Genomic DNA, 26,508 nt, shown 5'->3' on the forward strand with positions numbered 1-26,508 from the left:
CGGTCCGGCGGTTTCGACTCGCTCCGCTCGCTCAACCAGCGGAAAGGCGAGCCCGTGTCAGTCGAGTCGAGCCAGCCGCATCCCTTCCATGGGGTTGAGCGGGTCGTGTTTTGTTATTTCAGGCTTGTTGAGCGAGACGCTTCTATGTTTGTCAAGCGGCGGTGGTGACTGCTCCGGGCTGGTTCAGGATCCGGTAGATGCGTCGGGCGAGGTAGCGTTTGAGGATGCGTCGGATCGCGCGGGGGCTCTTACCTTGTGTGATGCGGGCCGCGATGAATTCTTTGGTCTGTTGATCGCATCGACTGTTGGTGAGGACGATTGCGTGCAGTGCGCGGTTCAGCTGTCGGTCGCCACCTCGGTTGAGGCGTCGGTACTGTCGTTGTCCGGAGGATACTTCGATCGGGCTGACTCCGGCCAATGCCGCCCACGCGGCCTCTGACTTCACCCGTCCGCGGTAGGCCCACGCATTCAAGATCAGCCCGGCACTGATCGGTCCGACTCCGGGTAGTTCCAATAGCACCGGTGCGTGAGCGGCGACCAGTTCGCGCACGGCGGCCAGGTTCTGCGCGAGCTGGACGTGCAGTGCGACGATGCGCTGAGCTAACGTAATCACCTCGGCACGGGCGAACTGCTTTGCCCGGCTATCGCTTGGACGCTCGCGCCATCGGGCGATCTGCTTGACGATGGTCAGTGTGGGTTTGCCTCGCGCATCGATACCCAGGTCGTGCTCGCGCAGCAATGCCACCATGGCGTTGAACTGACGGGTCTTCTCCCGCGTCATCCGGTCCCGGGCCGGCAGCAGCGTCTTCAGGCATTCATGAAGGTCACCGGTGCGTGCATCGGCGAGGCCGTCGCTGGGGCGAGCGAGCATCGTCACCGCCGCCTTGTGTGCGTCGATCGCGTCGGTCTTCGAACCTCCTCGCTCCCGACGAGGCGAGGGCGCATCGACCACCCGGTACCCGGCCCGCAACAGTTCCCGCGTCAGACGGGTGCCGTACGAACTGCTGCCTTCGACGCTGATCAGCGTCTCGCGGATGCGAGTACCGGTACGACGCTCGATCCAGGCGATCGCCCGCCGCAACCCCGCCGACGAGGTCGGGAACGTGGCCTGATCGACGGTCCTGGCCGTGGCCGCCTCCACCAGGCAATACGAGTGCGTGGCGGCGTGAGTGTCGACTCCAACGACGAATCTGTAAACATCTGCAACGATTGACACTGCGGACTTCCTCCTCATCAACGGAACAGGATGGGTTCGCTGAACCGGTGGCCGCTTCTGAGGAGACCACCGCGTGGCGTCACTGTGATCGGTCACGACGCCTCCCCAGGGGGCGTACCTGGCGAGGCGTCGGACAGGCTTCTGATCAAGCCAACGCGGCGGACAGGGCGGTCACCGGTTCGCCATCGATGAACGGACACGTCTTGCTGAAGGCACCCACAACGAGGCCAGCGGAGCGATGAGTCACGAACACAACGACGAACCCATAACCACCCTGCCAGTCAGCCCCAGGCCAACCACCCCAAACACTCACAGCGGAGCGAGTCGAAACCCCCGACCCCCCATCACGATCGCGGTCGCACGCCCATGAGTTGCGCGAGCTGAGTGGCGAGGGGGTTGAGGTTCAACTTGTCCGGGTCCTTCTTGGCCGTGTGATCCCACGGTTGCGCGTAGGCGGGATCGGCGAGTGCAGCGTTGTTCGCGCCGCGGACCGCCGTCGGGCTGTCGGTCGGCACCGTGCAGTGCACATCGGTGTTGAACCGAAAGTCGTCGTAGCGCTGGTCGAAATCCGGGTTCTTGCGCTTGATCTCGGCGATCATCTTCGCGGTGCTCTCGTAACCGCGCGTGCACGACGGCGGATTCCCCGTTTCGAGCACGATTCCGAATCGGATCGAACCGTCGGGCGAGGCCGCCGTATGGCTGCCCGCCGACAGTGCCGAGAGCATCCAGAACGTCGGCTCGGCGGCATAGGACGCCGGAGCGATCGCGTGGACCGTCCCGCCGAGCCGGCCGATCAGTTCGGTGGCCTCGTCGCCGGTCTCGTCGAGGAGACGGGAGAGCGCCGACGCAGCGCGCGGACCGTCGGTGAGGATCCGCCGGATCCGATGACGCCAGCGTCGCGGTGACCGCGTCGAGATTCTTCGACCAGCGCAGAATCTCGTCGGACTGCTCGTTCTGGGTCGCCAGAACCGAGTCGGCGGAGGTGATGAGCCCGATCGTCTCGTCGAGGCTTTCGACGCCCTCCTTCGACAGACGGTCGAGGGAGTCGACGAGCCGGCTCATGTCGTCTCCGCGGCCGTTGAACGCCGCGCCCAGTTCGGTGACGGTTCTGCGCAGCGCATCGACGGGGATCGTGTCGGTCAGGTCGATGGCCGACCGCACCACTTCGTCGAGCCGAGGCGGCAGCCGGTTCTCGTCGATCACCGAGCCGTCGCGCAGGTACGGTCCCGCGTCGGAGGGCGGCTGCAGATCCAGGAACTGTTCTCCGATCGCCGATCGGTCGGCGACGACGGCGACCGCCGAGGCCGGAACCTTCGCCTCGCTCGAGTCGAGGGCCAGAGTGACGTCGATCCCGCCCGGGACGATCGACATCTTCTGCACCCGGCCGATCTCGACGCCGCGGTAGGTGACCTGCGCTTGCTCGAACAGTCCGCCGGAGTCGGGCATGCGCACGGTCACGTGGTACACCCCGACGCCTGCCGCCTGATCGAGGCGCGCGTATCGGATGCCGCCGTAGACCGACGCCACCAATCCGATCAGCAGCACGACGATCAACTGGGTGCGCACGAGACGACTGAGCGGCGGCATGCAGTCCCTTTCCGGTCGGGCGAGTTCGAACGCCCGTGATTCATCCAGGGGCGTAGGAATTGACGGCAGAAGAATGCCGACGATCTGCGATGACGTCGTGACCGTCGGTGCTTGCTGATGTTAAACGCAGGGGTCGCAAGCGAGGCAAGTCCGGTATGTCGGGAGTGGGGCGGGTAACAGTGGTGATTCGGAGTGAGGCGGCGGGAGGAGAGGGCAGGGGGCGGGGTGTGTCACGGTGGGTGGGCGTGCGGGTGCGGATGGTTTCGACTCGCTGCGCTCGCTCAACCAGCGGGCGGGAAGCTCGCTCGGCCGGCGGGCGGGAGGCTCGCTCAACCAGCGGGCGGGAAGCTCGCTCAGCCGGCGGGTGGGAGGCTCGCTGGGCCGGCGGGCGGAGGCTCGACCGCCGGACGCTGCGACGAACCGTCCTTCACCTCGAAGACGAACCTCTCCGGGTCGAAGCGGAGCCGGCCTCGATCGAAGGCGGCGGAGACGGCGCCGGAGGAGGCCACGTCGAGTGGGGTGCCGGTGTGCATCACGCCGCCGGGGGCGAGGAGCCAGATCGCGTCCGAGAGGCGCATCGCCAGCTCCAGTTCATGGGACGACACCAGGACCGTGAGACGCTGCTCGCGGGCCAGCGTGCTCAGCAGATCCAAGAACTCGACGCGCGACGGTGCGTCCAGGTGCGAGGTCGGCTCGTCGAGCACGAGGAGTTCCGGATCCTGCGCGAGGGCGCGGGCGGCGAGGACGCGCTGCGCCTCGCCGTCGGACAGGTCGTGGAAGGGGCGGTCGGCCAGCGCCGCAGCGCGAACGGCCTCCAGCGCCCAGTCGACGCGCAGGCGATCATGGGCGCCGAGCCGGCCGGTGGCGCCCAGGTAGGGAGTCCGGCCCAGCTCCACCACTTCTCGCGCGGTGAGCCGGCCCGGGTCGACGATCTGGGTCCCGACGGTCGCGATCCGGCGAGCCAGCCGGGCCGGCCTCATGCGTGTGACGTCGGTGCCGTCGGCGAGGAGAGCCGATCCCGACAGTGGTCGCTCCAGACCGCAGACGGTCCGCAGCAGTGTCGACTTTCCGGCGCCGTTCGGACCGATCAGCGTCGTCAACCGGCCCACCTGCGCCTCGGCGGTCAGATCGGAGGCGATGGTGACCGGCCGTCGGCCCCGGTAGCCGATGGTCAGCCCGGCGAGGGTGAGACCGGCCGTCATACCGCACCGCCGTTTCCACGACCGCGCAGCAGAACGGTGATGACCACCGGCGCGCCGATCAGAGCGGTGACCGCGTTGAGGGGCAGCGAACTGTCCTTACCCGGCAGATCTGCGACGATGCCGCACCAGATCGCGAGCAGCGCTCCCACGAGGACGCATCCGGGCAGAATCACCCGATGATTCGAGGTGCGGAACACTCCGCGCGCGAGATGCGGAATCACGAGACCGAGGAATCCGACGGGTCCGCAATACGCGGTGACCACACCGGTGAGAACCGCGGCCGACAGCAGCGTGACGGTGCGGGTGAGACGCAGGTCGACGCCCATCGACCGCGCGTACTCCTCGCCGAGCAGCAGGGCGTTGAGCGCTCGCATCGAGGTCGACGACAGCAGGACGGCACCGAGGATCACCGGTGCGGCGACGCGGAGGTCGGACCACGACGTCGCGGAGAAGGTCCCCAGGCCCCAGATCATGTACTTCTGGACCGAGTCGGGATCGGCGTAGACGATGAGGACTGCGACGAGCGAGCCGGTGACGGCACCGATCATCACGCCGATCAGCAGCAGGGTCACCGCGCTGCGGACCCAGACAGCGAACAGCAGGATCAGTCCCAGCACCGCCGCGGCACCGAAGGCGGCGGCCACCACGCTTCCCGCTCGTCCCCAGCCCGCGAGGCCGCCGGCGAAGGTCGCGGCGCCGGTGACTCCGCCGCCCAGTGCGACCAGCGCCACGCCCAGGCTGGCGCCCGAGTTGGCGCCGAGCACATAGGGATCGGCGAGGGGGTTCCGGAACAGGGTCTGCATCTGCAGCCCGGCCACTCCGAGCGCGGCGCCGACCAGCGCGGCGGTCGCGATCCGCGGCAGCCGCACCTCGCGCAGAATGAAGTCGCTCCCCGCGTCCAGCGCGTGACCGCCGGTCAGTACCCGGAGCGTCTCCGCGGGCGGGATCGCGACCGATCCGACCGCGGCGGCCACCAGCAGCGACGCGAGGAGTGCGACGGCGAGTCCGACCCAGACCCCGGATCGGGCGCGTGGTCGCCGGGCGGCCGCCGAGGTCCGGACCGGTGTCATCGCTGCGGCAGATGGAGGTAGAACTCGAAGGCATGACCCGCGAAGAGATCCGGGTGCGCAATTGCGGCGATGTCCGCCAACACGAGGTCCGGGCGCAGCACACCCGTCTCCCAGTAGTCGTTGCCGCCACCGGAATTGACGGCCTTGGTGCTGTTCCACGCTTGTTTCGCCGGACCGGCGAAGGCGCGGTACCGCGGATCCTGCTTGTCGAGATCGGCCACAGAGTTCACCGTCGGGTCGCTCAGCAGCCACACGGCGGAATCACGGGCGCGGGCGATGACCGATTCGATCGACAACTGCAGGCTGCCCGCGGCGCGATCGTCGATCCACGGATAGGTGGCGCCGGCGTCGGCGACGAGCTTGCCGAAGTAGCTGCCCCCGGAGGGCATGGTCCACGAGCCGTTGGCGATCGAGCCGAGCAGGACCGGCGTCTTCGGTACTCCCGACAGCCGGTCGGCGACGCTGCGGTACTGGGACTTGATGCTCTGGTAGACGCTCGAGGCCTGCTTCTCGGTGCCGGTGAGGGCGGCGAAGAACTTGAGCCATTCGGCGCGGCCGAGTGGGCTCTCCTCCAGCCAGTCGGCGTCGGCGAGGACGGGAACGCCCGCGTCGCGGATCTTGCCGAAGGCCGGACTGTCGTTGCCGTCGGTCACGAGCACGTCCGGGCGTCCGGCGATCACCTTCTCAGCGTTGACGGCGCCGGCGTCGGTGAACTGCTGCACCTTCCCTGCGTCGATCCGCTCGACGATCTCGGGAGTGGAGACGAAGCCGGTGGTCGCGACCCCGGTCACCGCATCGGCCGCGCCGAGAGCGGCGAGTCCCGGCAGATGCGTCGTCGAGCCCGCGTAGACGGTACGCACGGGAACCTCGACCTGAGGCGCGTCCGCGAGTTCTCCGGTCAGCTTCGGGGCGGGGGCGCCGCATCGCACCAGAACGTACGACGCCGGCGGCGCTCCCTGCGCCGGATGCGCCACGGTAACGACCTGGTACGAGCGGTGATACTCGATGGTCAGGCCGGTGGCGTCCTCGATCGTCGACTTCTCCGGGAAGTAGTCCTTCGACGGGTCGAAGTCGGTGATGCAGTCGCGGGCGGCTCCCGCGGAGTGGGGCGCCGGCGACGAGCAAGCGCTCGCACCGAGCGGAATGAGGACGGCGATGCTCGCGAGCAGGGCGCCGATGCGTGGTGATCGCACGTGCAGACCTCCCTCGGGGAGGCTCCGCCCCCGGGATATCGGTGGCGCGACGCAGGAGGGTCTGGCTGCCGCCCGCGGGGATCGTCTCCTGCCGGGCAGACCACAGTGGCGGGACCGCACCGGAATCGCACCGGATTTCCTCGTCTGGCATCGCGTGCTGGACGGCGCAAATCTAACACGCGCGGTTCTCGGGCAGATCTGGCGCGCGGTGGTCGGCGGGCCTACCGTGAGACGGTGACCAGCGTTCGGAGCAGGTGGCGCCGCGGCCTCGGCGCCGTCGCGCGATGGATTCGGAGCGCGCCGGTCACCTACGCGTGGCTGGTGATCCTGCTGGCCACCACCATCGTCGCGCACCGGGTGTCGCCCCAGCGGCTGGACCGGATCCTGGGCAAACGGTCGACGAACATCGACAACCTGCTGCACGATCCGGTCCGTGCGATCTTCGGCAGCCTGTTCTGGCTCGACGGCGCGTACTGGATTCCGTACGTCGTCGGATTCACGGTCTTCCTGGCGCCCGCGGAACGCTGGCTCGGCAGTCGGCGGTTCGTCGTCGTCGGCCTGAGCGGACACATTCTCGCGACCCTGGTCAGCCAGGGGCTCGTCGGCGCCGAGATCGCGCGCGGCGACGCCAATCCGTCGCTCACTTACGCCATCGACGTCGGGGTCAGCTACTTCATGGCATCGGTGATCGGCGTCCTGGCCTACCGGTTTCCGCGGCCGTGGCGGTGGGTGTACGTCGCCGGGGCGACGGTCGCCTTCTGCGCACCGCTGGCGGTGGCTCCCGTGACCTTCACGGCGATCGGTCACGCGAGCGCGCTGCTCATCGGTTTCGCGTGGTATCCGACGGCCCGGGGACGGCCGATGCTGGATGTCGAGGCGACGGTGCGCCGGCTCCGTCAGCGCTCCGGAGCCGCGGCTCCGACTGTGCGCCACAGGAACTCGTAGGCCAGCGCCGATTTGAACGCCGCCTGGCGGTTGTCGGCCGCGCCGCCGTGCCCTCCCTCGATGTTCTCGTAGTACCGGACCGGGTGACCCTGTTCCTCCATCCGCGCCGCGAACTTCCGGGCGTGGCCGGGGTGCACGCGGTCGTCCCGAGTCGAGGTGGTCACGAGCATCTCGGGCATGGCGGCGTCGGCACGCAGCCGCTGATACGGCGAGTACTTCGAGATGAACTCCCACTCGTCCGGATCGTCCGGATCGCCGTACTCGGCCATCCACGACGCTCCGGCGAGCAACAGGTGGTACCGGCGCATGTCGAGTAGGGGGACCTGGCACACCAGCGCGCCGAACAGGTCCGGATAGGTGGTGGCCATGACCCCCATCAGCAGACCGCCGTTGGAGCCACCCTGCGCGGCCAACCGGGCCGGGGTGGTCAGTCCGCGCCCCACGAGGTCGCGGGCCACCGCCGCGAAGTCCTCGTACACCAGGTGTCGGCCGGCCTTCTGCGCCTGCGTGTGCCAGGCCGGGCCGTACTCGCCGCCCCCGCGGATGTTCGCGATCACGTAGATGCCGCCCCGGCTGATCCAGCTCCGCCCGGCGATACCGAGATAGCTGGGCGTCATCGAGTTCTCGAAGCCGCCGTATCCGTAGAGCAGGGTGGGACCGGACGCCACGTCGTCGCGTTTGACGACGAAATAGGGGATGGCCGTGCCGTCGTCGGACGTGGCGAAGAACTGTTGCGCCGACACGGCGGACGCGTCGTAGAACTCGGGGGACGATTTGATGACCGACACCCCCTCGGACGTGGAACCCTGGAGCAGGCTCGGGGCCTGGACGAAGGTGCTGGCCGACAACCAGATCTCGTCACTGTGATCGGGGTCGGTGTCGAGCACGCCGATCGTCGCGAGGTCGGGCAGCCCGTTCAGCGGCTCGGACTCCCAGGTGCCCAAGCGGAGAAGCTCGACGCGGGTGGCCACGTCGTGCAGCGTCACCAGCACCAGGTGCGAGCGGGTGTACGCGAGGTCCTGCAGGCTGGTGTGCGCGTCGGGAGTGAACAGCACGCGGTGGGTGCGGTCGCCCGACAGGTACGAGGGGTAATCGAAGAGCAGCAGCGCTCCGGCCGGATGCTCCTGGCCGTCGACCGTCCACGGCGACCGCGTCAGGACGGTCAGCCAGTCGTGCCGGACGTCGAAGTGCGAGTCGGTCGGCACGTCGATGCGGAGGAGTTCGTCGCCGCGCAGTTCGTAGGCGATCTCGTTGAAGAAGTCCACCGACCGGGAGACGAAGTGCCGCACATGGCCGGGCGTCCGGTCGCAGGCTGCGCCGACGGCGACGTCGGACACCTCGCCCGCGAAGACCGTCGGGGCGTCCGCTACGTCGGTGCCACGCGACCAGCGCCGGACGGTCCTCGGATAACCGGAGGAGGTCAGCGCGGGCAGCCCGTCCGGCGTCTCGCCGAAGTCGGTGCCGACGTACACCGTGTCGCGGTCGATCCAGCTGACGGACGACTTGGCCTCCGGCAGGACGAAGCCGTCGTCCACCCAGTCCCGCGCGAGTACGTCGAACTCCCGCACCACTGCCGCGTCGGCCCCGCCTCGCGACAGCGAGATCAGCGCGCGGTCGTACTCGGGCCGGTTCATGGTGGCGCCCGACCACACCCAGTTCTCACCCTCCGCCGCGGCGAGGGCGTCGACGTCGATCAGGACGTCCCATTCGGGTTCGGCGGAGCGGTAGCTGTCGAGAGTGGTACGCCGCCAGAGACCCTTCGGGTGCGCCGAATCGCGCCAGAAGTTGTAGAGGAAGCCGCCGCGCCGGCGCACGTACGGAATGCGTTCGTCGTTGTCGAGCACTTCGAGGGCGCCGACTTCGAGTTCGGCGAAGCGCTCCGAGCCGGTCAGCTCGGCGACGGTGGGAGCGTTGTGCTCACGCACCCACCGCAGGGCGTCGTCGCCGGTCACGTCTTCGAGCCACAGGTACGGATCGTCGTCGGTCACGGTGTCCAACGTACCGGCGCCGGCGCGGCGGCCTTCCGGTGGCGGGCTACGCGCCCACCCGCGAGGTCTCGACAGCGTCCTCGACCGGCTCGGCACCCGGAGTCTTGGTTCCGGCGATCGAGCAACCGGCGGTCTCGCGCAGGAAGCTGAGGGCGATACCGCCCACCACGCACGCGGCCATCATGTACACGGCCGGGAACAGGTTCCAGCCGGTCTGGTCGACGACGGCGTCGTTGACCAGGGGTGCCGTACCGCCGAAGGCGGCGGTGGACAGGTTGTACGAGATCGCGAAGCCCGCATAGCGCACGTGAGTGGGGAACATCGCGGGGAAGGTCGCCGAAATGGTCGCCAGCTGCGGGATGTAGAGGACGCCGAGCACGACGAATCCGACGATCGCCCACCCGAAACCCTGGCCCATCAGCCAGTACATCGGCAGCGCGAAGACGAACAGACCCACGAGGGAGACCCGCCACATCGGTTTGCGGCCGGTGCTGTCGGACCACATGCCGAACACCGGGATGAGCAGCATCATCACCACCTGGCCGATCAGGACCACCACCGAGGCGGTGTCCTCGCTCAGGCCGATGGTGCCCTTGAGGTACTGCGGCTGGTAGGCCAGCAAGGTGTAGTTCGCGATGTTGAGCGCGACCACCATGCCGAACATGATGAGGATGGGCTTCCAGTAGTGCACCAGCGTCTGACGCAGCTGACCGGTGATTCCGCCCGGATCGGCGACCTTCTTCTCCACATCGGTGTACAGCGGCGGATCGTCGAGCTGCGACCGCAGGTAGAGGCCGGCCAGACCCAGGGGGAGAGCGATCAGGAACGGGATGCGCCAGCCCCATTCCTGCATCTGCGACTCGCTCAGGCCGAGGTTCATCAGCAGGACGATGGCGGTTCCCGAGGCGAAGCCGGCCATGGTGCCGAACTCGAGGAAGCTGCCGTACCGTCCGCGCTTGTCGGCCGGCGCGTACTCGGCCATGAACGTGGCCGCGCCGCCGTACTCGCCGCCGGTCGAGAAGCCCTGCACCACTCGCAGTGCGATCAGCAGGATCGGAGCCCAGATACCGATCGACGCGTGGGTCGGCAGTACGCCGATCAGCGCGGTGGCCAGCGAGATCAGCAGGATCGTCAGCGCCAGGACGTGTTTGCGGCCGAGGCGGTCGCCGATCGGTCCCCAGACGAAGCCGCCGAGCGGCCGGAGCACGAAGGAGACGGCGAAGCCGAGCATGGTGCCGATGGTGCCGAGGTGGCCGGGGAAGAACGCCTGGGTGAGGTAGGTGGTGGTCGCGGCGTAGACGCCGTAGTCGTACCACTCGGTGGCGTTGCCGATCGCGGACGCCGCGATCGCCTTCCGGAGCGTCGCCGTGGAGGTGGCGTCGGTGGAGACGGTCGAGTCAGTCATCTGACCTCCGAATTGTCGATAGTCGTTTCTCGGGTCGGGCGAACTGGATTCATTCGACGGCGGCGACGTGGAGCGCCGCGGATCTGACTACCACTTCCCCCGGCCGGTAGGGCCCATCGACTCTCGGGTCAGTGACCCGAACGGACTAATCCTGCCTATCACGTTTCGCGGACCAGTGGAAACCGCGCGGACCGCGGGGCGGGTGGTCCCGCGGTCCGCGCGACGGCCGGAATCAGCCTGCGGCGGTCAGCGGATCGGGGACCTCTCCGGTCCGGATCGGGCAGCGGGTGTGGGAGTAGATGGTCGGCATGCAGAGGTTGCAATGCACGCACTTGCTGCGGGTGGACGGGTCCGCCTCGATGAGGTGCGGCAGATCCGGCTCGCGCAGCAGCGCGCGGCCCATCGCGACGAAGTCGAAGCCCTCGTCCATCGCCGTCCGCATCGATGCGTGATCGGTCACGCCGCCGAGCAGGATCAGCGGCAGGGACACCGCCTTGCGGAGTTCGCGGGCGAGCGGAAGCAGGTAGGTGTCGGTGTACGGGTAGTGCTTCAGGAACAGGCGGCCGCCGAGCTTCATACCGGTCTTGACCGGTCCGGCCATCGCCTCGGCGAACGATTCCAGCGGCGGCTCGCCGTGGAACAGGTACATCGGATTCAGCAGCGAACTCCCTGCGGTGGGCTCGATGGCGTCGATGAACCCGTCGCTCTCGAACAGTTCGGCGTATTTGATCGCATCGTCGAGATTGGTGCAGCTCCAAGGTCTGCCACCGCGTCCGCGGGCGGGTTTGCCGAGGCCGTCGAACATGTTGAGCTTGGCCCAGACAGCGGCCTCGTCGCCGACCTCGTTGCGCACCGCTTCGAGGACTTCGCGGGCGAACCGGGCGCGATTCACGGCCGAGCCGCCGTATTCGTCGCGCCGGTGGTTCAGCAGCGGTGACATGAATGCGCTGAGCAGGTAGTTGTGGCCGCAGTGGATCTCCAAGCCGTCGAACCCGCAGTCGACGGCCAGCCGCGCGGCGGTGGCGAACTTGCGCACCAGTCCGGGGATGTCGTCGCGCGCTACCTTCGCGGTCAGCGACATGCCCATCGGCGCGGGGATCCGGCCCGGACCGAGCGCCGGAAGCCTGTTGGACACGGCGTTCGCGACCGGCCCGGCGTGCCCGAGTTGAGCTGCGGCCAGAGCGCCTTCGGCGTGGATCGCCGAGGTGAGCCGCTGCAGGCCCGGGACCGCCTCGGGCCGCATCCAGATCTGATGGCGGTCGGTGCGGCCTTCGGGCGCGATCGCGCAGTAGGCGACCGTCGACATCGCCGCGCCGCCCGCGGCCACCTCGCGGTGGAACTCGATGAGCTCGTCGGTCACCAGTGCGTCGGGCGTCATGGCCTCGAAGGTCGCGCACTTGATGATCCGGTTCCGGAGCGTGAGCGGTCCGAGCACAGCTGGGCTCAGCGGGTCGTTCCCGGCTCTCGGTGCGGGATCTTTCGGATTCGGGCTGGTGGTCATCGAATGCCTTTCGGTAGGCCGGCGAGGCCGGCGATGAGGAAGTCGGACAGGGCTGCGACGTTGTCGGGGGAGATCTCCCGGGGTGCGGCGAACTCGGTCATCATCAGGCCGAACGCGAAGCGCCAGCGGCGTCGTGCGACGTCGGGGTCCAGGCCGGGCACGGTGGCGGTGAGCAGTTCGGTCCACACGTCGAGCTGGAACCACCGGCTGTCCCACGGCGCTCGCGGATGAGTGAGCACGAATTGGGCGAGGGTGCGGACCAGGGGTGCGGTCTCGGGGGCGGCCTGCAACGCGATGAGCGGGTCGAGAATCGCCTCGACGATGTCGGTGACGGTGCGCGGACCCGCTTGGAGTGTGTCGAGCTGGTCGGACCATTCCGGTTCGAGGCGGTCTTGGAGCAGCGCGGCGACCAGCGACTCCTTCGATCCGAAGTGGTAGTGCACGGCCGCGGGGTTGGCGCCGGCCTCGCCGCACACCGCGCGCACCGACAGGTCGTCGTAGGGCACGGCGGTGAGGAGTCGTTCGGCCGCGTCCAACAGGCGCGAGCGTGTGGTGGCAGCAGTCGGGTCGACGGGCATCTGTTGAGTAGATCACATTTCAATCAGCGTTTCAATCACTGATTGAATTGTGATGCGTGACTGAGCGTGACCGGACACCTGCGTGGCACACAGGGGAGAAGTACGCTGAACTGCGTGGCTGAACATTTTCAAACAGTTGTCCTGGGAGCCGGTCCCGGTGGGTACGTGGCCGCGATCCGGTCCGCCCAGCTGGGCATGAAGACCGCCGTCATCGAAGAGAAATGGTGGGGAGGTGTCTGTCTCAACGTCGGGTGCATCCCCTCGAAGGCGTTGCTGCGCAACGCCGAACTCGCACACGTCTTCAATCACGAGGCCAAGACCTTCGGTATCAGCGGTGAGGTGAGCTTCGACTTCGGAGCCGCCTTCGACCGCAGCCGCAAGGTGTCCGACGGCATCGTGAAGGGCGTTCACTTCTTGATGAAGAAGAACGGCATCACCGAGATCGACGGATACGGCGTCTTCCGCGACGCTGAGACGATCGTCGTCGGAGATCGGGAGATCACCTTCGACAACGTCATCATCGACACCGGTTCCACCGTCAAGCTGCTCCCGGGCGTCGCGCTGAGCGACAACGTGGTGACCTACGAGACGCAGATCCTCACCCGCGATCTGCCCGGCTCGATCGTCATCGTGGGTGCCGGCGCCATCGGCATGGAGTTCGGGTACGTACTCGCCAACTACGGCGTCGACGTCACCATCATCGAGTTCATGCCGCGCGTGCTGCCGAACGAGGACGCCGACGTCTCGAAGGAGATCGCGAAGGCCTACAAGAAGCTCGGCGTCAAGATTCTCACCGGCACCGGTGTGCAGAGCGTCGACGACAACGGCGACAACGTCACGGTGACGTACAAGGACGCCAAGGGCGCCGACGGAAGCATCACCGTCGACAAGGTCCTGATGTCGGTCGGCTTCGCTCCCCGGGTGGAGGGCTACGGCCTGGAGAACACCGGTGTCGCACTCACCGACCGCGGCGCCATCGCGATCGACGACCACATGCGCACCAACGTTCCCGGCATCTACGCGATCGGCGACGTGACCGCCAAACTGCAGCTGGCCCACGTGGCCGAGGCGCAGGGCGTCGTGGCCGCCGAGACCATGGCCGGCGCCGAGACGATGACGCTGGGCGACTACCGGATGATGCCGCGCGCCACGTTCTGCCAGCCGCAGGTCGCGTCGTTCGGTCTCACCGAGGAGCAGGCCGAGGCCGAGGGCTACCGGATCACCGTCTCCAAGTTCCCGTTCAGCGCCAACGGCAAGGCTCAGGGCCTGGCCGCCCCGGCCGGCTTCGTGAAGCTCATCACCGATGCCGAGACCGAGGAACTGCTCGGCGGCCACCTGGTCGGCGACAACGTCTCCGAGATGCTGCCCGAACTGACGCTGGCGCAGAAGTGGGACCTCACCGCTCGTGAACTGGCCCGCAACGTCCACACCCATCCGACGATGAGCGAGGCTCTCCAGGAGACCTTCCACGGCGCGATCGGTCACATGATCAACCTGTAGCGACACCCGCTCAGATCCGCTCGGCGAGGGCGCCGCACCGACACCCGGTGCGGCGCCCTCGCGTCTGCGGTCCGCGCGCACAATGGGTGGCATGCTGCAGCGCGAGTGGACGCCCGGATGGCGTGTTCCGGTGCGCGCGATGCTCTCACTGCACCGCCGGGGGCGGGCCGATCCGGCGTACCGGGTGGCGACCGACGGATCCGTGTGGCGCGCGGTCCACACGCCCGACGGTCCCGGCACGCTCGCGGTCGCGGGCCGCGCCGACGGTTCGGTGCTCGCCCGGGCGTGGGGGCCCGGCGCGGGCTGGCTCGTCGAGAACGTGCCGGCGATGCTGGGTGCGCACGACGACCCCGCGGCGCTGACCCCCCTCGATCGGGCGGTCGCACGTCTGGCGGAACGGGTTCCCGACCTCCGCATCGGGCGCACCGACCGCGTCTGGGAGGCCCTGGTGGCGGCGGTCTTCGAACAGAAGGTGGTGGGCGACGAGGCCTACCGGGCCTGGCGCTATCTGCTGACCCGATACGGCGACCGCGCGCCCGGGCCGGTCCCGGCCGACATGAGGGTGCCGCCGCCGCGCCCGAGGTGGCGGGAGATCACCGAGTCGGACTGGCACCGGAGCGGGCTCGAACCGGTGCGCGCTCGGACCGTCAGAGCCGCCGCGACGGTCGACGTGGAGCGGAAGGCGGACCGCCTCACCGCCCTTCGCGGCATCGGCCCGTGGACCGCCGCGCACACCCGGATACGCGCGGTCGGTGACCCGGACGCGGTCCCGGTGGGCGACTATCACACTCCGTCGGTCGTCGGACTCGCATTGATCGGCGAGCGGGTCGACGACGACGGGATGCTGGAGTTGCTGGAACCGTATGCGGGCCAACGCTATCGGGTGATCCGGTTGTGCGAGCTGGGTGCGGGGATGCCGGCCCGTCGCGGACCGCGGATGCCGGTGCGCGACTACCGCTCGTTCTGACATCCGAGTCAGCGTGCAGGGGTGCGAACTTCAGGTGGTGCGAACTGCAGGGGTGTGAACTCCGGACAACCGCAGCACGAGTTCGCAGTCGCCGGCCGAATCGGGCGAGACGTCGACGGCATAGGCGCCTCCCAGTGCCGGCGACGCCTGCTCGAGTGCGAACTCCACCGCGCCGCGGACGATGCCGTGGGCGATCTCGGGATTACGTGACGCGATGCTCTGCAGCGGGCAGCCGCAGACCGACAACTGGTGCTCGCCGAATGCGCTGAGCGCATCGGTCACCCGGAAGCCGAGCCGCGTCAGCATCGCCTCGACCACCGTCACCGGGTCGGGGACAGCGACCGCATCGACGTCGGCACCACGTCGGCCGCGTGCCCAGAGTCGGCCGGTCTCCGCGGCGACCCGTTCGCGTTCGGCCTCGGTCTCGCCGATGCGGCGCAGCAGCAGGTGCACGAGTTCGTCGGCGGACGGGGCGGGCACGATGCGGTAGACCACGCGCGGCCGCCCGACGCCGCGGGGTTCGGTGGTCTCGGTGACGGCCGAACCCTCGTCGACCAGGTTGTTCAGGTGGAACCGGGCGGTCGTGACGTGAACGCCCAGCGCATCGGCCACCTCATGCGCGTCCATTCCGTCCGGGGCGTCGGCGAGGAGCGCGCGGGCTCGGTCTCGAGGGCGCACGGGCATGGCGACCCCCTCCTGATGTCAGCTTCCGTGGATCATCACCAGTGTTACCGCACCGTCGGTGACCGCGTGCAGCGAGTGGGTCACCCGGGCGTCGACCCGGATCGCGGTGCCGGGTTCGAGCCGGACGGTGGCGCCCGCGACCGTGAAGTCCACGGCGCCCGACTGGCCGAGCACCACGATCGGGTGGGCGGCGAGGTGGTCGGGCATCTCCTGTCCCGCGCGGAAGGAGAGCCGAACGACGGTCTCGGTATCGCTCCGATGGATCCGCTTCACCGCCGGCTTCGACCCGGTGTCCCCGGTGTTGGGTGCGTTCAGTCCGGTCAGATAGGTGAACGGCGCCGCCGCCGTCTCACTGCCCGCTGTCTCACTGCTCGACATCGGGTTTCCTCACGATCACTTCGATGGCGGCCATCTGGTCACGGTACTTCGCGAACACCTTGCGCATCCCCAGGATCCGCTTGCGCGCCGACGGGTTGCGGGCCACGTTGAAGGCGATCCTCGCCGTCCCGGCCACACCCTCGTCGGCGATCATCCGTGCGGGTTCCAGGAGCGCCATCGGCGCGAACCGCACGCGCTCGACGACGAACCCCGATCGCTCCAGAGCCTCGCGCCACTCGGCCTCGGTGAGCGGGCGGGCGTTCACCTTGATCGAGCGTGCCAGCGCTTTGCGGATCTCGGTCTTCGCGTCGTCCGGCAGGGTGTCGGGATGCAGCGACAACTCGTGCACGGCGTATCGGCCTCCGGGACGCAGCACTCGGAACGCCTCGTCGATGATGGCGGATTTGCCTCGATCGGACTGCATGGTCAGCATCGCCTCGCCGACCACGACGTCGGCGCTCGCCGCATCGAGCCCGGTGTCGTCGGCGTCGGCGTGAACCACTCGGCCGCGGTCGCCGATCGCGGCCGCGGTCAGTGCGACGGCCTGCTCATCGGCTTCCACGCCGAGGTAGCTCCGCGGCCGGCGGCCGAGGATCTCGAACGCGGTCTTGCCGAGGCCCGGTGCCAGTTCCACCACGTCGGCGCCGGCGAGCGCGGCATCGTCGAGCAAGGCGGCGGTGAGCTGGCGGCCGCCGGGCCGCAGCACGCGCTTGCCGACCTTGGCGAGCAGCCAGTGGCCGGGCAGATCCTCGTCCCGGCGGTCGGACAGAGGGAGCTCTCCTGTATGCGGATCGGACATGACCACTCCTGCCTATTCAGCGGAATAAATTCCTTTAAATAGGCTAGCCTAAGCTAGTTCGCTTGCCTAGGGGTCAGACGCGAGGTCGCCGCGCGTGAACGTATTGGCCGACGCCGGTGATGGTCTGCTCCACGTGTGTCATCCCGAGATCGTCGAACCGGTCCAGCAACTCCCGGCGCCCGAAGATCCGCAGTCCCGACAGCCCGGCGACGAGATCGGCGCCGGGGACTGCGGCGATCGACGATCGCACGGAGGTGAAGACGATCAGTTCGCCGCCCGGCTTCACCACGCGGGCCATCTCGTCGAGCACAGGGAGCGGGTCGGGGATCAGGTAGAGCGCGGCGAGGCACATCACGGTGTCGAACGACGCGTCCGGCACCGGCAGTCGGTGGGCGTCGCCGCGGACGTAGGCGATGCGGTCGTCGCGGTGATCGCGCTGCGCCTGTTCGAGCATGCTCGCGGAGAAGTCGAGGCCGACGTACCGGCCGTCGCCCGTGAGCCCCGAGGCGGCGTCCCGGCTGTAGTTGCCGGGGCCGCAGGCGACGTCGAGGACGAGCCGTTCGCCGGGCCTGGCCAGGTAGGCGCGCAGCGCGCGGTCGTAGTCCAGAGTCTGCGATCCGCCGAGGCTGAAGCCCCTGGTGAACACCGGCCGCCAGAGGCGCTCGTAGATCTGCGAGAACGCCGGGTTGCCCATGAGTCGTTGCGCCACGGAGGTCATCGGCGACCGCTTCCCCGGAACTCGTCACGCTGGACGCGGAGCGCGGTGATGGTGGTCGCGAGCCCGTCGTACTGCTCCACCAGCAGGACGAAGGCGACGGCGCGGCGCTCGTCGAGGTGCCGGCGCAGCGCCTGCCAGGTCTGATCGCCCAGGTCGCGCTCGGCGACGAGTTCGTCCACGGCCGACAGCAGGGTTCGCTCGCGGTCGCCCCAGCCGGCGTCGGGTCCCTCGAGGATCTGCTCGAACGCCTCAGCGGTGATCCCCGCGCGTGCCCCCAGACGTCGATGGTGGTCGAGCTCGTAGTCGCAGGAGCGCAGGTGGGCGACGCGGATGATGATCATCTCGGTCTCTTTGCGCGACAGTTCGCCGAACGGCATCATGCGCGACGAGTAGTGCAACCAACCGCGGAACAGGCCCCGGCTGCGGCCGAGCGTGGCGAAGATGTGCGGGTCGTCGGTGCCGGTGGCCAGGCCCATCGCGCGGACCACCAGCCAGTTCACCGGGCCGAGTTCGCGCAGAGTGCCGGGGGCGACGCGAGGTGTGTTCATGTCGACCCAAGGTAGTCCAGCCGCGGCTCACCCCGGCATGTACGGAGAAACCGTGCTGCGGTGTTCGTCGATCGCCAGATTGGCACCGAGTTGTGGAAAGGCGCGCTGGGGGCAGTTGAGACGGTCGCAGACCCGGCACCCGGCGCCGATCGGCGTCGTTCGCGCATCGGTGCCGATCTCCGTGCCGTCGGAGTAGACGATGCGTCCGGCGTGGCGCAGTTCGCAGCCCATGCCGATCGCGAACGACTTGCCGGGCTGCCCGTACCGCGCAGCGCGCCGCTCCACGGTGCGCGACACCCAGAAGTACTCGCGGCCGTCCGGCATCTCGGTGATCTGGGTCAGGATCTTGCCCGGCGAGACGAATGCCTCGTACACGTTCCAGAGCGGGCAGGTGCCGCCGCTGGAGGAGAAGTTGAAGCCGGTGGCCGACTGCCTCTTGGACATGTTCCCGGCGCGGTCGACGCGGACGAAGGTCCACGGGACTCCGCGCAGACTCGGCCGCTGGAGCGTCGAGAGCCGATGGCAGATGGTCTCGTACGAGACGGCGTAGAAGGCCGAGAGCCGTTCGATGTCGTAGCGGAAGTCCTCGGCCGCACCGTGGAACTGCCCGTAGGGCAGCATCGCGGCGGCGGCGAAGTAGTTGGCCAGCCCCTGTCGGCCGAGGGCCACGGCGTCGTCTGTGGTGAACCCGCCGTCGGCCACGAGTTCGTCGATCAGATCGCCGAACTCGAGGTAGGCCAGTTCCGCGGCGATCTTGAAGGTGCGCTGGCCGGCGGAGAGCGCCGCGGAGAATTCCAGCTGGCGCCGCTCGGGGTCGAACCGGTGCAGCACGTCGTCGCCCAGGTCGACGCGCCGGATGATCCGCACGCCGTGCCGGTCCTCGAGGCGCGAGGCCAGGCCGGCGCGGATGTCGGCCGAGTGCATGCGCATCCGCGAGGTCAGGTCCTCGGCGGCCTCGTCCAGTTCGTGCACGTAGTTGCGACGTTGGTAGAAGAAGTTGCGGACCTCCTCGTGCGGGGCGCTGATGGTTCCGCGCGTGCCGGAGTCGCCGCGACCGGCCGTCGCCGCCGCGAGTTGCTCGGAGACCACGCGGTACCGCTGGTAGATCCCGACCAGTGCTTCGGCGATCGCCCGGTGGCTGCCGACCAGCGACGCCACCTCACCCGCCTCGCTGGCGGCGGGATCGAAGTCGAGGTCCTCGTCCAGCAGTGCCTCCCGCAGTTCGGCGACGAGCCGGACGTCGTCCTGCGGGTCGAAGAAGTCGATGTCGAGTCCGAACAGATCGGTGATCTTCGCCAGGACCGGGCCGGTCAGCGGCCGGTTGTCGTGCTCGATCTGGTTCAGGTACGACGCGGAGATGCCCAGCATGCCGGCCAGGGCCTGCTGCGAGAGTCCGCGGTCGGCGCGGAGCCCGCGGATCCGCCCGCCGACGAACATCTTCTGGCCGGCCGGGTGTTCAGTGCTCACGCGATGTGCCTCCCTCCCCGCGGCTCTCCGCCGGGTACGGTGCCGGTGTGCTTCGCTCCATTCTGTCCCGTTCCGCACTCGCCCGTACCACCGCACTCGCGGCCGCCTGCGCGGGTCTGATCGGCGTCGCCGGATGCGGGGACGGCAGTGCGCAGGAGCCGACGTTGCCGAGCCTGCTGCTCACCAGCGATCAGCTGCCGCCGGACTTCACCGCGGTTCCGATGATGGTCAACGATCTGATCGTGTCGAATCGCAGCACGCTGGAACAGTCGAAGACTGTGGCCTTCACCCCGCCGGAGTGCGCGCCCACCGCTGATGCCGAGTTCAATCCGCAACTGACCGAGGACAACTCGGCTCTGCTGGTGGCGCGCTCGGACACCGGAGTCTTCAGTGAACTGCTCTCTAGCGTCCGCCGCGACATCGATGCGGACCGTCGTGCGACGACGGGCCCGTGCGCGGTCGTGACGGCGGTTCCCAGCAAGGGCACGCTGGCCGGGGCGCACATCGTGACCACGACGGTGGAACTGCCCGCGCTCCGCGACTCGGCCGTGGAGCAGTCGTTCCTGGTGCGCAGCGATTCGGTGACCACGCTGCCCGGCGGCGCCGTCCGCGCCCGCGCGGGTCTGATGGGCAACATCCTGGTCCGGCGGCCCAGCGGCGAGACCGTCACGCTGCAGCTGGGTCTGTCGACCGACGAACGCGCCGTCAGCGAGCAGGAGCGCGCGGCGGTGGTTCCGGGTTCGGCGCTCGTCGCGGCGCCGGTGACCGACGACGAGTTCGTGCGGCTCGTTCGAGACGCCGTCACGCGTGCCGCACGCTGATCTTCCGTCCTTTCGCGCCGCCGCCGTCTGTGAAGTGCCGCACTTTCGGCCGCGGTGCCCGTCGCCGCCGAGTGCCGCGGTCGGTGTCGCGCGGCCGAGCGTCCCGCGACGAGTTTTCCCAGTACGCGCGTACTTTTTTGAGATTCGGCCCGAGAGGTTCACACATCAATATTTACAAGCTTTGCAAAACCCGTCGGTAACATGCCCGTTATTTGCATCCATGTAGGGATTGAACTGCAGGTTTTCCCTATGGCAACCTGATGTCAGGCATCGCCTCAAGGTGTCAACCGGTTCGCAAGAATCGGATGGGGCCGTAAACCCTCAAAGCACTGCGATCGAGCAGTTCTAACGAAAGCGAAGGCTATGAGCAACGTCGGAAAGCCGCGTACCGCCGCCGAGATCCAGCAGGACTGGGACACCAACCCCCGCTGGAAGGGCATCAAGCGCGATTACACCGCGGAGCAGGTCGCTGAGCTCCAGGGCAACGTCGTCGAGGAGCACACGCTCGCCCGCCGCGGCGCGGAGATCCTGTGGGAAGGCGTCACCAAGGGTGACGACAGCTACATCAACGCGCTCGGCGCACTGACCGGCAACATGGCCGTGCAGCAGGTCCGCGCGGGCCTCAAGGCCATCTACCTGTCGGGCTGGCAGGTCGCCGGTGACGCGAACCTCTCGGGCCACACCTACCCGGACCAGTCGCTGTACCCGGCCAACTCGGTGCCGTCGGTGGTCCGCCGCATCAACAATGCGATGCTGCGCGCCGACGAGATCGCTCGCGTCGAGGGCGACGACTCGGTCGACAACTGGGTCGTGCCGATCGTGGCAGACGGTGAGGCCGGCTTCGGTGGCGCTCTCAACGTCTACGAGCTGCAGAAGGCCATGATCGCCGCGGGTGCCGCAGGCACCCACTGGGAGGATCAGCTGGCTTCGGAGAAGAAGTGCGGCCACCTCGGCGGCAAGGTGCTGATCCCGACCCAGCAGCACATCCGCACCCTGACCTCGGCGCGTCTGGCCGCCGACGTCGCCAACACCCCGACCGTCGTCGTCGCCCGCACCGACGCCGAGGCCGCCACCCTGATCACCTCGGACGTCGACGAGCGCGACCGTCCGTTCATCACCGGTGAGCGCACCTCCGAGGGCTTCTACAACGTCAAGAACGGCATCGAGCCCTGCATCGCTCGCGCCAAGGCCTACGCTCCGTACGCCGACCTGATCTGGATGGAGACCGGCAAGCCCGACCTGGCCCTCGCGAAGCAGTTCGCCGAGGCCGTCAAGGCCGAGTACCCGGACCAGCTCCTGGCCTACAACTGCTCGCCTTCCTTCAACTGGAAGCAGCACCTGGACGACGACACCATCGCCAAGTTCCAGAACGAGCTGGGCGCGATGGGCTTCAAGTTCCAGTTCATCACGCTGGCCGGCTTCCACGCCCTCAACTACTCGATGTTCGATCTGGCCTACGGCTACGCTCGCGAGCAGATGAAGGCGTACGTCGACCTGCAGGAGCGCGAGTTCGCTGCCGAGGAGCGCGGTTACACCGCCACCAAGCACCAGCGTGAGGTCGGTGCCGGCTACTTCGACAAGATCGCCACCACCGTCGACCCGAACACCTCGACCGCGGCTCTGAAGGGCTCGACCGAAGAGGGACAGTTCCACTAGGAACCGACGCGACCTTCGCTTGAAAGGTTGACGATCTCGTGATGATCCCGGGGCAGTGGGGTATTGAACCCCAACTGCCCCGGGATCATTGCTAAACAGGTAGTACTCCGCCGTTCGCGCGGCGCGACACGTCAGACAACACTTCAGGAGCCTTCACAATGGCAGGTGAGAAGATTTCACGCGTCGGTATCATCGGCGCAGGTCAGATGGGTGCAGGTATCGCCGAAGTGTGTGCCCGCGCGAACGCCGACGTCCTCGTCTACGAGTCGACGCGCGAACTCGCCGCGGCCGGCCGCTCCCGTATCCTCCGCTCCCTCGACCGCGGCGTCAGCAGCGGCAAACTCACCGAGCGCGAACGCGAGCAGGCCTCGTGGCGCCTGCGGTTCACCTCCGACCTCGGAGACTTCGCCGACCGCCAGCTGGTGGTCGAGGCGATCATCGAGGACGAGGAGGTCAAGACACAGATCTTCCGGGAACTCGACAAGGTGGTGACCGACCCCAACGCGGTGCTGGCCTCCAATACCTCGTCGATCCCGATCATGAAGCTCGGCATGGCGACCGAGAACGCGAGCCGGGTCATCGGCATGCACTTCTTCAATCCGGTCCCGGTGCTGCCCCTCGTGGAACTGGTGACCACGCTGATGACCTCCACCGAGGTCAGCGAGCGCGCCGAGGCCTTCGCGCACGACGTGCTCGGCAAGCAGGTGGTCCGCTCGTCCGACCGTTCCGGCTTCGTGGTCAACGCGCTGCTGGTGCCGTACCTGCTGTCGGCGGTGCGCATGGTGGAGAGCGGATTCGCCACGGTGGAGGACATCGACAAGGCGATGGTGCTCGGCTGCGCACATCCGATGGGTCCGCTCAAGCTCACGGACCTCGTCGGGCTCGACACCGTCAAGGCGATCGCCGACAGCATGTACGAGGAGTTCAAGGAACCGCTGTACTCGCCGCCGCCGCTGCTGCTGCGCATGGTCGAGGCAGGGCGTCTGGGTAAGAAGTCCGGTCGCGGTTTCTATCAGTACGGCGACGGCGCGGCCAAGTAGGCGTGCGCCATGACACGCGCTGACGGCATCGAGTACGGGTCATCGATTCTCGGGTACCCGAGAATCGGTGCGCGCCGCGAACTGAAATTCGCGCTCGAGGACTACTGGCACGGCTCCGGCGATCGCGGGAAGCTCCTCGCCGCCGGCCGTGAGCTCGCCGAGTCGACGTGGCGTGAGCTCGCCGCCACCGGTCTCGAGCAGGTTCCGGGCAACACCTTCTCGTTCTACGACCACGTTCTCGACAACGCGCTGATGTTCGGGATGGTGCCGCGTCGCTTCGAGCCGCTGCACGCCGAGCTCGATCCGATCGACTTCTACTTCGCGATGGCTCGCGGCAAGCCCGACTTCCCGCCGTTGGAGCTGATCAAGTACTTCGACACCAACTACTACTACCGGCAGCCGGAGGTCGGCCCGGACACCGAGTTCTCGCTCGGCCGAGCGAGTTGGCTCAGCGAGAACCTGCTCGACGAGCATGCGCGCGCCGCGGAAGCGGGCATCGAACTGCGACCGATCATGCTGGGGCCGGTCAGCCTGCTGCTGATGAGCAAGCCGGCGGCCGACGCACCGGAAGGGTTCCGTCCGCTCGACCGGCTCGACGACCTGCTCGAGGTGTACATCGAGTTGTTCGAGAAGCTGGCCAAGCAGAACACCAAGTGTGTTCAGCTCGACGAGCCCGCTTTCACCTCCGACCGCACCGACGCCGATCTCGCGGCGCTCGCCCGCGCCTACGACCGACTCGGCGGCGCGGGGCTGCGTCCGCGGATCCTCGTCACCGGCGAGTACGGCGATCTGGGCCCGGCGCTCCCGATTCTCGCGGCGACCAAGATCGAGGCGATCGGTCTCGATCTCGTGTCCGCGCCCATGACGCCGAGCATGCTGATGGAGATCGCCGGGCTCCGCCGCAAGCGGCTGTACGCGGGGGTGATCGACGGCCGCAACGTCTGGAAGGCGGCCAAGGGCGGGAAGCTCGACTACCTGCTCCAGATCAAGAAGGTGATCCCCGATCTCGTCGTGTCGACGTCGTGCACCCTGATGCACGTCCCCGTCGACAAGCTCATCGAACCCGACCTTCCCGGCGATGTGGCCGACCGGCTCTCGTTCGCCAAGCAGAAGGTCGCGGAGGTGATCGCGCTGGCGAAGGCGATCTCCGAGGGGGCGCCCGAACACTGGTACACGCGTCCGGCGACCGTCCACTTCAAGCTCAAGCACGAGGTCCGTCAACGAGTCGCCAATATCCGACCGGACCAGCGCGAACGAGCGCCGTACGCCGAACGCCGGAGGGCCCAGGCCGCAGTCCTCGGGCTGCCGCCGGTGCCGACGTGCACGCTGGGGTCGTTTCCGCAGACCGCGGACATCCGCCGCGCCCGGTACTACTACGGGCAGGGTCGGCTCACCTGGGACGAGTACGCCGAGCGGCTCCGCGAGGAGATCCGGCGGGTCATCGAGTTGCAGGAGGACATCGGGCTCGACGTCCTCGTCCACGGTGAACCCGAGCGCAACGACATGATCCAGTACTTCGCCGAACTGATGGAGGGCTACGCCTTCACCCACATGGGCTGGGTCCAGGTGTACGGCTCGCGATACGTCCGGCCGCCGATCCTCTACGGCGATGTGAAGCGGCGGGGTCCGATGACGATCGAATGGATCACCTACGCGCAGTCGCTGACCGACAAGCCCGTCAAGGGCATCCTCACCGGCCCGGTCACGATGCTCGCACGGTCGTTCGTCCGGCAGGACCAGCCGCTGTACGAGACCGCCGAGCAACTGGCGCTGGCCGTCCGCGACGAGGTGGCGGATCTGGAGCGGGCGGGAATCAAGATCATCCAGGTCGACGAGCCGTCGATCCGGGAGTTGCTGCCTCTGCGCGAACGGGGCCGCGAAGGCTATCTCGACTGGGCGGTCGCGGCGTTCAAACTGGCGGTCGGCGGCGCGAAACCCGAGACGCAGATCCACACGCACCTCGGCTACTCCTCGATCGCCGAAGTGGTCGAGGCGTTCAACGCGATGGACGCCGACGTCACGTCGATCGTGGCGACGCGGTCCATCGACTGGGTGCTGAGCGAACTGACCGAGCACGGCACCGCCATCGAGCGCGGGGTGGGGCCGGGGGTTTACGAGAGCCGCAGCGCGGTGATCCCGGACATCGACACGATCGACGACCGTCTCACCCGGGCCGCGTCGGCGATTCCGATCGATCGGCTCTGGGCCAACCCGGACGGCGGATTGAAGACGCGGCACTACTGGCAACTGGAACCGGCACTCCGCAACATGGTTGCTGCAGCACGCAGGTTGCGGCGTCGGATGGACGCTGACAAAGCGCCTAAGGCGTAGATTCTGCTAGCAGTGAGCTAAAGGGTTGCGCTGGGGCGGACGGGTGGTAGTTGCGCAAGAAACCACGGTGAACACGACGTTTATTGCAGGCGGAAGTACTTTCAGTAGCAGTGACATCGACCACTCACACGCTCCTAGCGCTAGCATTTGCTAGCACATTGACGCACACTGGTGGTGCAAGTTAAAGCAAGCAAGGAGTTGCCATGAGCACCGCCGAACGTACTCTGCCCACCCCGGTCTACGCCGTCGTCGGCGCCGGCGACGTCGCCGTCCAGGAAGTCAAGGACGCCCTCGCCGAGCTGAAGAACCGCGCCCAGGCCTCGCGCGAGCGCACCCAGAGCCGCCTGGACGAGACCCGTAGCCGGATCACCGATCTGCCGACCGAGTTCCCGTCGATCGAGGAACTGCGCGCCAAGCTGACCGCTGACGAACTGCGCAAGGTCGCCGAGCCCTACATCGAGGCCACCACCGGCCTGTACAACTCGCTCGCCGAGCGCGGCGAGAGCGCCGTGGAGCGTCTTCGCCAGACCCCGTACGTCGAGGAGAACCTGGCTCGCGTCGAGAAGGTCTACAACGACGCCGTCGACCTGACCGAGGACGCCCTGGGCGCCGTCTCGACCCAGACCCGTGCCGTGGGCGAGCGCGCTGCCGCACTCGCCGGCCGCGCCGCCGACCGCGTCGAGGATGCGGCTGTCGCCGCCGACGAGGTCTCCGAGAAGCTGCAGGAGACCGCGGCGGACATCGAGAAGGCCGGCACCAAGGCCAAGGCCGACGCCGATGCCGCCGCCAAGAAGGTGAGCACCGCTGCCGCGCGCAAGCCGGCTCCGGCCAAGAAGGCCACCCCGGCCAAGAAGGCCGCGCCCGCCAAGAAGGCTGCGCCGACCGAGAAGTAGTTCCGGTCCGCCGAAACGGCC

The 26,508-nt window shown here is 68.1% G+C and carries 22 protein-coding genes, 1 pseudogene and 1 riboswitch; of the genes and pseudogenes, 8 read left to right on the forward strand and 15 right to left on the reverse strand.

The annotated features are described in order from the left end of the window. Positions 1-151 precede the first annotated feature (151 nt). The 5 genes and pseudogenes from P5P27_RS01010 to P5P27_RS01030 all read right to left on the reverse strand — a co-directional run bounded on the left by P5P27_RS01010 (position 152) and on the right by P5P27_RS01030 (position 6,268). Entirely contained in the window at positions 152-1,216 is a 1,065-nt protein-coding gene (locus P5P27_RS01010; RefSeq protein ID WP_423201241.1) for an IS110 family RNA-guided transposase, read from the reverse strand. A gap of 344 nt (positions 1,217-1,560) precedes the next feature. Continuing rightward, positions 1,561-2,803, reverse strand: a pseudogene (locus P5P27_RS01015) (MCE family protein). Between the two features lie 353 nt (positions 2,804-3,156). Next, positions 3,157-4,005, reverse strand: coding sequence for an ABC transporter ATP-binding protein (locus P5P27_RS01020; protein WP_278125983.1), 849 nt, complete (start codon positions 4,003-4,005; stop codon positions 3,157-3,159). Further along, positions 4,002-5,075 (reverse strand): FecCD family ABC transporter permease, encoded by a 1,074-nt coding sequence (locus tag P5P27_RS01025; RefSeq protein ID WP_006894174.1) that lies wholly within the window; start codon positions 5,073-5,075, stop codon positions 4,002-4,004. Before P5P27_RS01025 ends, P5P27_RS01020 begins: the two co-directional genes overlap by 4 nt. Next, complete coding sequence (locus P5P27_RS01030) at positions 5,072-6,268, reverse strand: ABC transporter substrate-binding protein (protein WP_278125986.1); 1,197 nt, start codon at positions 6,266-6,268, stop codon at positions 5,072-5,074. Before P5P27_RS01030 ends, P5P27_RS01025 begins: the two co-directional genes overlap by 4 nt. A gap of 83 nt (positions 6,269-6,351) precedes the next feature. After that, a riboswitch (cobalamin riboswitch) is annotated at positions 6,352-6,408 on the reverse strand. A gap of 94 nt (positions 6,409-6,502) precedes the next feature. On the opposite strand from P5P27_RS01030, the gene P5P27_RS01035 reads away from it, so the two are divergent. Continuing rightward, complete coding sequence (locus P5P27_RS01035; protein WP_222110941.1) at positions 6,503-7,213, forward strand: rhomboid-like protein; 711 nt, start codon at positions 6,503-6,505, stop codon at positions 7,211-7,213. Here P5P27_RS01035 and P5P27_RS01040 read toward each other — a convergent pair. The 4 genes from P5P27_RS01040 to P5P27_RS01055 form a co-directional block, all read right to left on the reverse strand. After that, positions 7,165-9,210, reverse strand: a complete 2,046-nt coding sequence (locus P5P27_RS01040) for a prolyl oligopeptidase family serine peptidase (RefSeq protein ID WP_411815732.1) — start codon at positions 9,208-9,210, stop codon at positions 7,165-7,167. The genes P5P27_RS01035 and P5P27_RS01040 overlap by 49 nt on opposite strands. Positions 9,211-9,247: 37 nt before the next feature. After that, on the reverse strand, positions 9,248-10,606 hold the full coding sequence (locus P5P27_RS01045) for an MFS transporter (protein WP_006894178.1): 1,359 nt from the start codon (positions 10,604-10,606) through the stop codon (positions 9,248-9,250). 232 nt (positions 10,607-10,838) lie between these two features. Continuing rightward, positions 10,839-12,107, reverse strand: coding sequence for an NADH:flavin oxidoreductase (locus P5P27_RS01050; RefSeq protein ID WP_278125992.1), 1,269 nt, complete (start codon positions 12,105-12,107; stop codon positions 10,839-10,841). Then, positions 12,104-12,685 (reverse strand): TetR/AcrR family transcriptional regulator, encoded by a 582-nt coding sequence (locus P5P27_RS01055; protein ID WP_222110943.1) that lies wholly within the window; start codon positions 12,683-12,685, stop codon positions 12,104-12,106. Before P5P27_RS01055 ends, P5P27_RS01050 begins: the two co-directional genes overlap by 4 nt. Positions 12,686-12,799: 114 nt before the next feature. Here P5P27_RS01055 and lpdA point away from each other — a divergent pair, with 114 nt between their 5' ends. Then, on the forward strand, positions 12,800-14,185 hold the full coding sequence (gene lpdA, locus P5P27_RS01060; protein WP_006894183.1) for a dihydrolipoyl dehydrogenase: 1,386 nt from the start codon (positions 12,800-12,802) through the stop codon (positions 14,183-14,185). Between the two features lie 91 nt (positions 14,186-14,276). Then, the gene (locus tag P5P27_RS01065) at positions 14,277-15,152 is read left to right on the forward strand and encodes a DNA-3-methyladenine glycosylase family protein (RefSeq protein WP_006894184.1); all 876 of its coding nucleotides are present in this window, start codon (positions 14,277-14,279) and stop codon (positions 15,150-15,152) included. Positions 15,153-15,182: 30 nt separating this feature from the next. Here the strand turns inward: P5P27_RS01065 and P5P27_RS01070 are convergent, their stop codons facing one another. The 6 genes from P5P27_RS01070 to ramB all read right to left on the reverse strand — a co-directional run bounded on the left by P5P27_RS01070 (position 15,183) and on the right by ramB (position 19,716). Beyond that, entirely contained in the window at positions 15,183-15,836 is a 654-nt protein-coding gene (locus P5P27_RS01070; RefSeq protein ID WP_278125995.1) for a helix-turn-helix transcriptional regulator, read from the reverse strand. Positions 15,837-15,854: 18 nt separating this feature from the next. Next, entirely contained in the window at positions 15,855-16,214 is a 360-nt protein-coding gene (locus tag P5P27_RS01075) for a cupin domain-containing protein (RefSeq protein ID WP_045537542.1), read from the reverse strand. Next, positions 16,201-17,013, reverse strand: a complete 813-nt coding sequence (locus P5P27_RS01080; protein WP_278125996.1) for a class I SAM-dependent methyltransferase — start codon at positions 17,011-17,013, stop codon at positions 16,201-16,203. Before P5P27_RS01080 ends, P5P27_RS01075 begins: the two co-directional genes overlap by 14 nt. A 73-nt stretch (positions 17,014-17,086) precedes the next feature. After that, positions 17,087-17,731, reverse strand: a complete 645-nt coding sequence (locus tag P5P27_RS01085) for a class I SAM-dependent methyltransferase (RefSeq protein WP_006894188.1) — start codon at positions 17,729-17,731, stop codon at positions 17,087-17,089. Continuing rightward, a complete protein-coding gene (locus P5P27_RS01090; protein WP_222110947.1) occupies positions 17,728-18,279 on the reverse strand; it encodes a carboxymuconolactone decarboxylase family protein in 552 nt (183 codons plus the stop codon). The genes P5P27_RS01085 and P5P27_RS01090 overlap by 4 nt, the downstream gene beginning before the upstream one ends. Before the next feature lie 27 nt (positions 18,280-18,306). Next, on the reverse strand, positions 18,307-19,716 hold the full coding sequence (gene ramB / locus P5P27_RS01095) for an acetate metabolism transcriptional regulator RamB (protein WP_082083902.1): 1,410 nt from the start codon (positions 19,714-19,716) through the stop codon (positions 18,307-18,309). 77 nt (positions 19,717-19,793) lie between these two features. Between ramB and P5P27_RS01100 the strand changes: the two genes are divergently transcribed. The 5 genes from P5P27_RS01100 to P5P27_RS01120 all read left to right on the forward strand — a co-directional run bounded on the left by P5P27_RS01100 (position 19,794) and on the right by P5P27_RS01120 (position 26,487). Continuing rightward, on the forward strand, positions 19,794-20,567 hold the full coding sequence (locus P5P27_RS01100) for a hypothetical protein (RefSeq protein WP_052692381.1): 774 nt from the start codon (positions 19,794-19,796) through the stop codon (positions 20,565-20,567). 363 nt (positions 20,568-20,930) lie between these two features. Next, positions 20,931-22,223 carry an isocitrate lyase gene (gene aceA, locus P5P27_RS01105; RefSeq protein WP_006894192.1) on the forward strand — a complete coding sequence of 431 codons (1,293 nt, stop codon included), beginning with the start codon at positions 20,931-20,933 and terminating at the stop codon, positions 22,221-22,223. 158 nt (positions 22,224-22,381) lie between these two features. Continuing rightward, positions 22,382-23,263, forward strand: coding sequence for a 3-hydroxybutyryl-CoA dehydrogenase (locus P5P27_RS01110; RefSeq protein WP_006894193.1), 882 nt, complete (start codon positions 22,382-22,384; stop codon positions 23,261-23,263). Positions 23,264-23,272: 9 nt separating this feature from the next. Next, a complete protein-coding gene (metE, locus tag P5P27_RS01115) occupies positions 23,273-25,594 on the forward strand; it encodes a 5-methyltetrahydropteroyltriglutamate--homocysteine S-methyltransferase (RefSeq protein WP_278126001.1) in 2,322 nt (773 codons plus the stop codon). Positions 25,595-25,797: 203 nt separating this feature from the next. After that, positions 25,798-26,487, forward strand: coding sequence for a hypothetical protein (locus tag P5P27_RS01120; protein WP_006894195.1), 690 nt, complete (start codon positions 25,798-25,800; stop codon positions 26,485-26,487). Positions 26,488-26,508: the final 21 nt, after the last annotated feature.

This window comes from Gordonia sihwensis, assembly GCF_029632925.1.
In the GTDB taxonomy this organism is placed as follows: Bacteria; Actinomycetota; Actinomycetes; order Mycobacteriales; family Mycobacteriaceae; genus Gordonia; species Gordonia sihwensis.

Bases quoted from the DNA above. Each gene is read 5' to 3' on its own strand.
- P5P27_RS01020 (WP_278125983.1), bottom strand. From the start codon at position 4,005: ATGACGGCCGGTCTCACCCTCGCCGGGCTGACCATCGGCTACCGGGGC.
- P5P27_RS01025 (WP_006894174.1), bottom strand. From the start codon at position 5,075: ATGACACCGGTCCGGACCTCGGCGGCCGCCCGGCGACCACGCGCCCGA.
- P5P27_RS01045 (WP_006894178.1), bottom strand. From the start codon at position 10,606: ATGACTGACTCGACCGTCTCCACCGACGCCACCTCCACGGCGACGCTC.
- P5P27_RS01050 (WP_278125992.1), bottom strand. From the start codon at position 12,107: ATGACCACCAGCCCGAATCCGAAAGATCCCGCACCGAGAGCCGGGAAC.
- P5P27_RS01055 (WP_222110943.1), bottom strand. From the start codon at position 12,685: ATGCCCGTCGACCCGACTGCTGCCACCACACGCTCGCGCCTGTTGGAC.
- P5P27_RS01065 (WP_006894184.1), top strand. From the start codon at position 14,277: ATGCTGCAGCGCGAGTGGACGCCCGGATGGCGTGTTCCGGTGCGCGCG.
- P5P27_RS01070 (WP_278125995.1), bottom strand. From the start codon at position 15,836: ATGCCCGTGCGCCCTCGAGACCGAGCCCGCGCGCTCCTCGCCGACGCC.
- P5P27_RS01075 (WP_045537542.1), bottom strand. From the start codon at position 16,214: ATGTCGAGCAGTGAGACAGCGGGCAGTGAGACGGCGGCGGCGCCGTTC.
- P5P27_RS01080 (WP_278125996.1), bottom strand. From the start codon at position 17,013: ATGTCCGATCCGCATACAGGAGAGCTCCCTCTGTCCGACCGCCGGGAC.
- P5P27_RS01085 (WP_006894188.1), bottom strand. From the start codon at position 17,731: ATGACCTCCGTGGCGCAACGACTCATGGGCAACCCGGCGTTCTCGCAG.
- P5P27_RS01090 (WP_222110947.1), bottom strand. From the start codon at position 18,279: ATGAACACACCTCGCGTCGCCCCCGGCACTCTGCGCGAACTCGGCCCG.
- ramB (WP_082083902.1), bottom strand. From the start codon at position 19,716: ATGTTCGTCGGCGGGCGGATCCGCGGGCTCCGCGCCGACCGCGGACTC.
- aceA (WP_006894192.1), top strand. From the start codon at position 20,931: ATGAGCAACGTCGGAAAGCCGCGTACCGCCGCCGAGATCCAGCAGGAC.
- P5P27_RS01110 (WP_006894193.1), top strand. From the start codon at position 22,382: ATGGCAGGTGAGAAGATTTCACGCGTCGGTATCATCGGCGCAGGTCAG.
- metE (WP_278126001.1), top strand. From the start codon at position 23,273: ATGACACGCGCTGACGGCATCGAGTACGGGTCATCGATTCTCGGGTAC.
- P5P27_RS01120 (WP_006894195.1), top strand. From the start codon at position 25,798: ATGAGCACCGCCGAACGTACTCTGCCCACCCCGGTCTACGCCGTCGTC.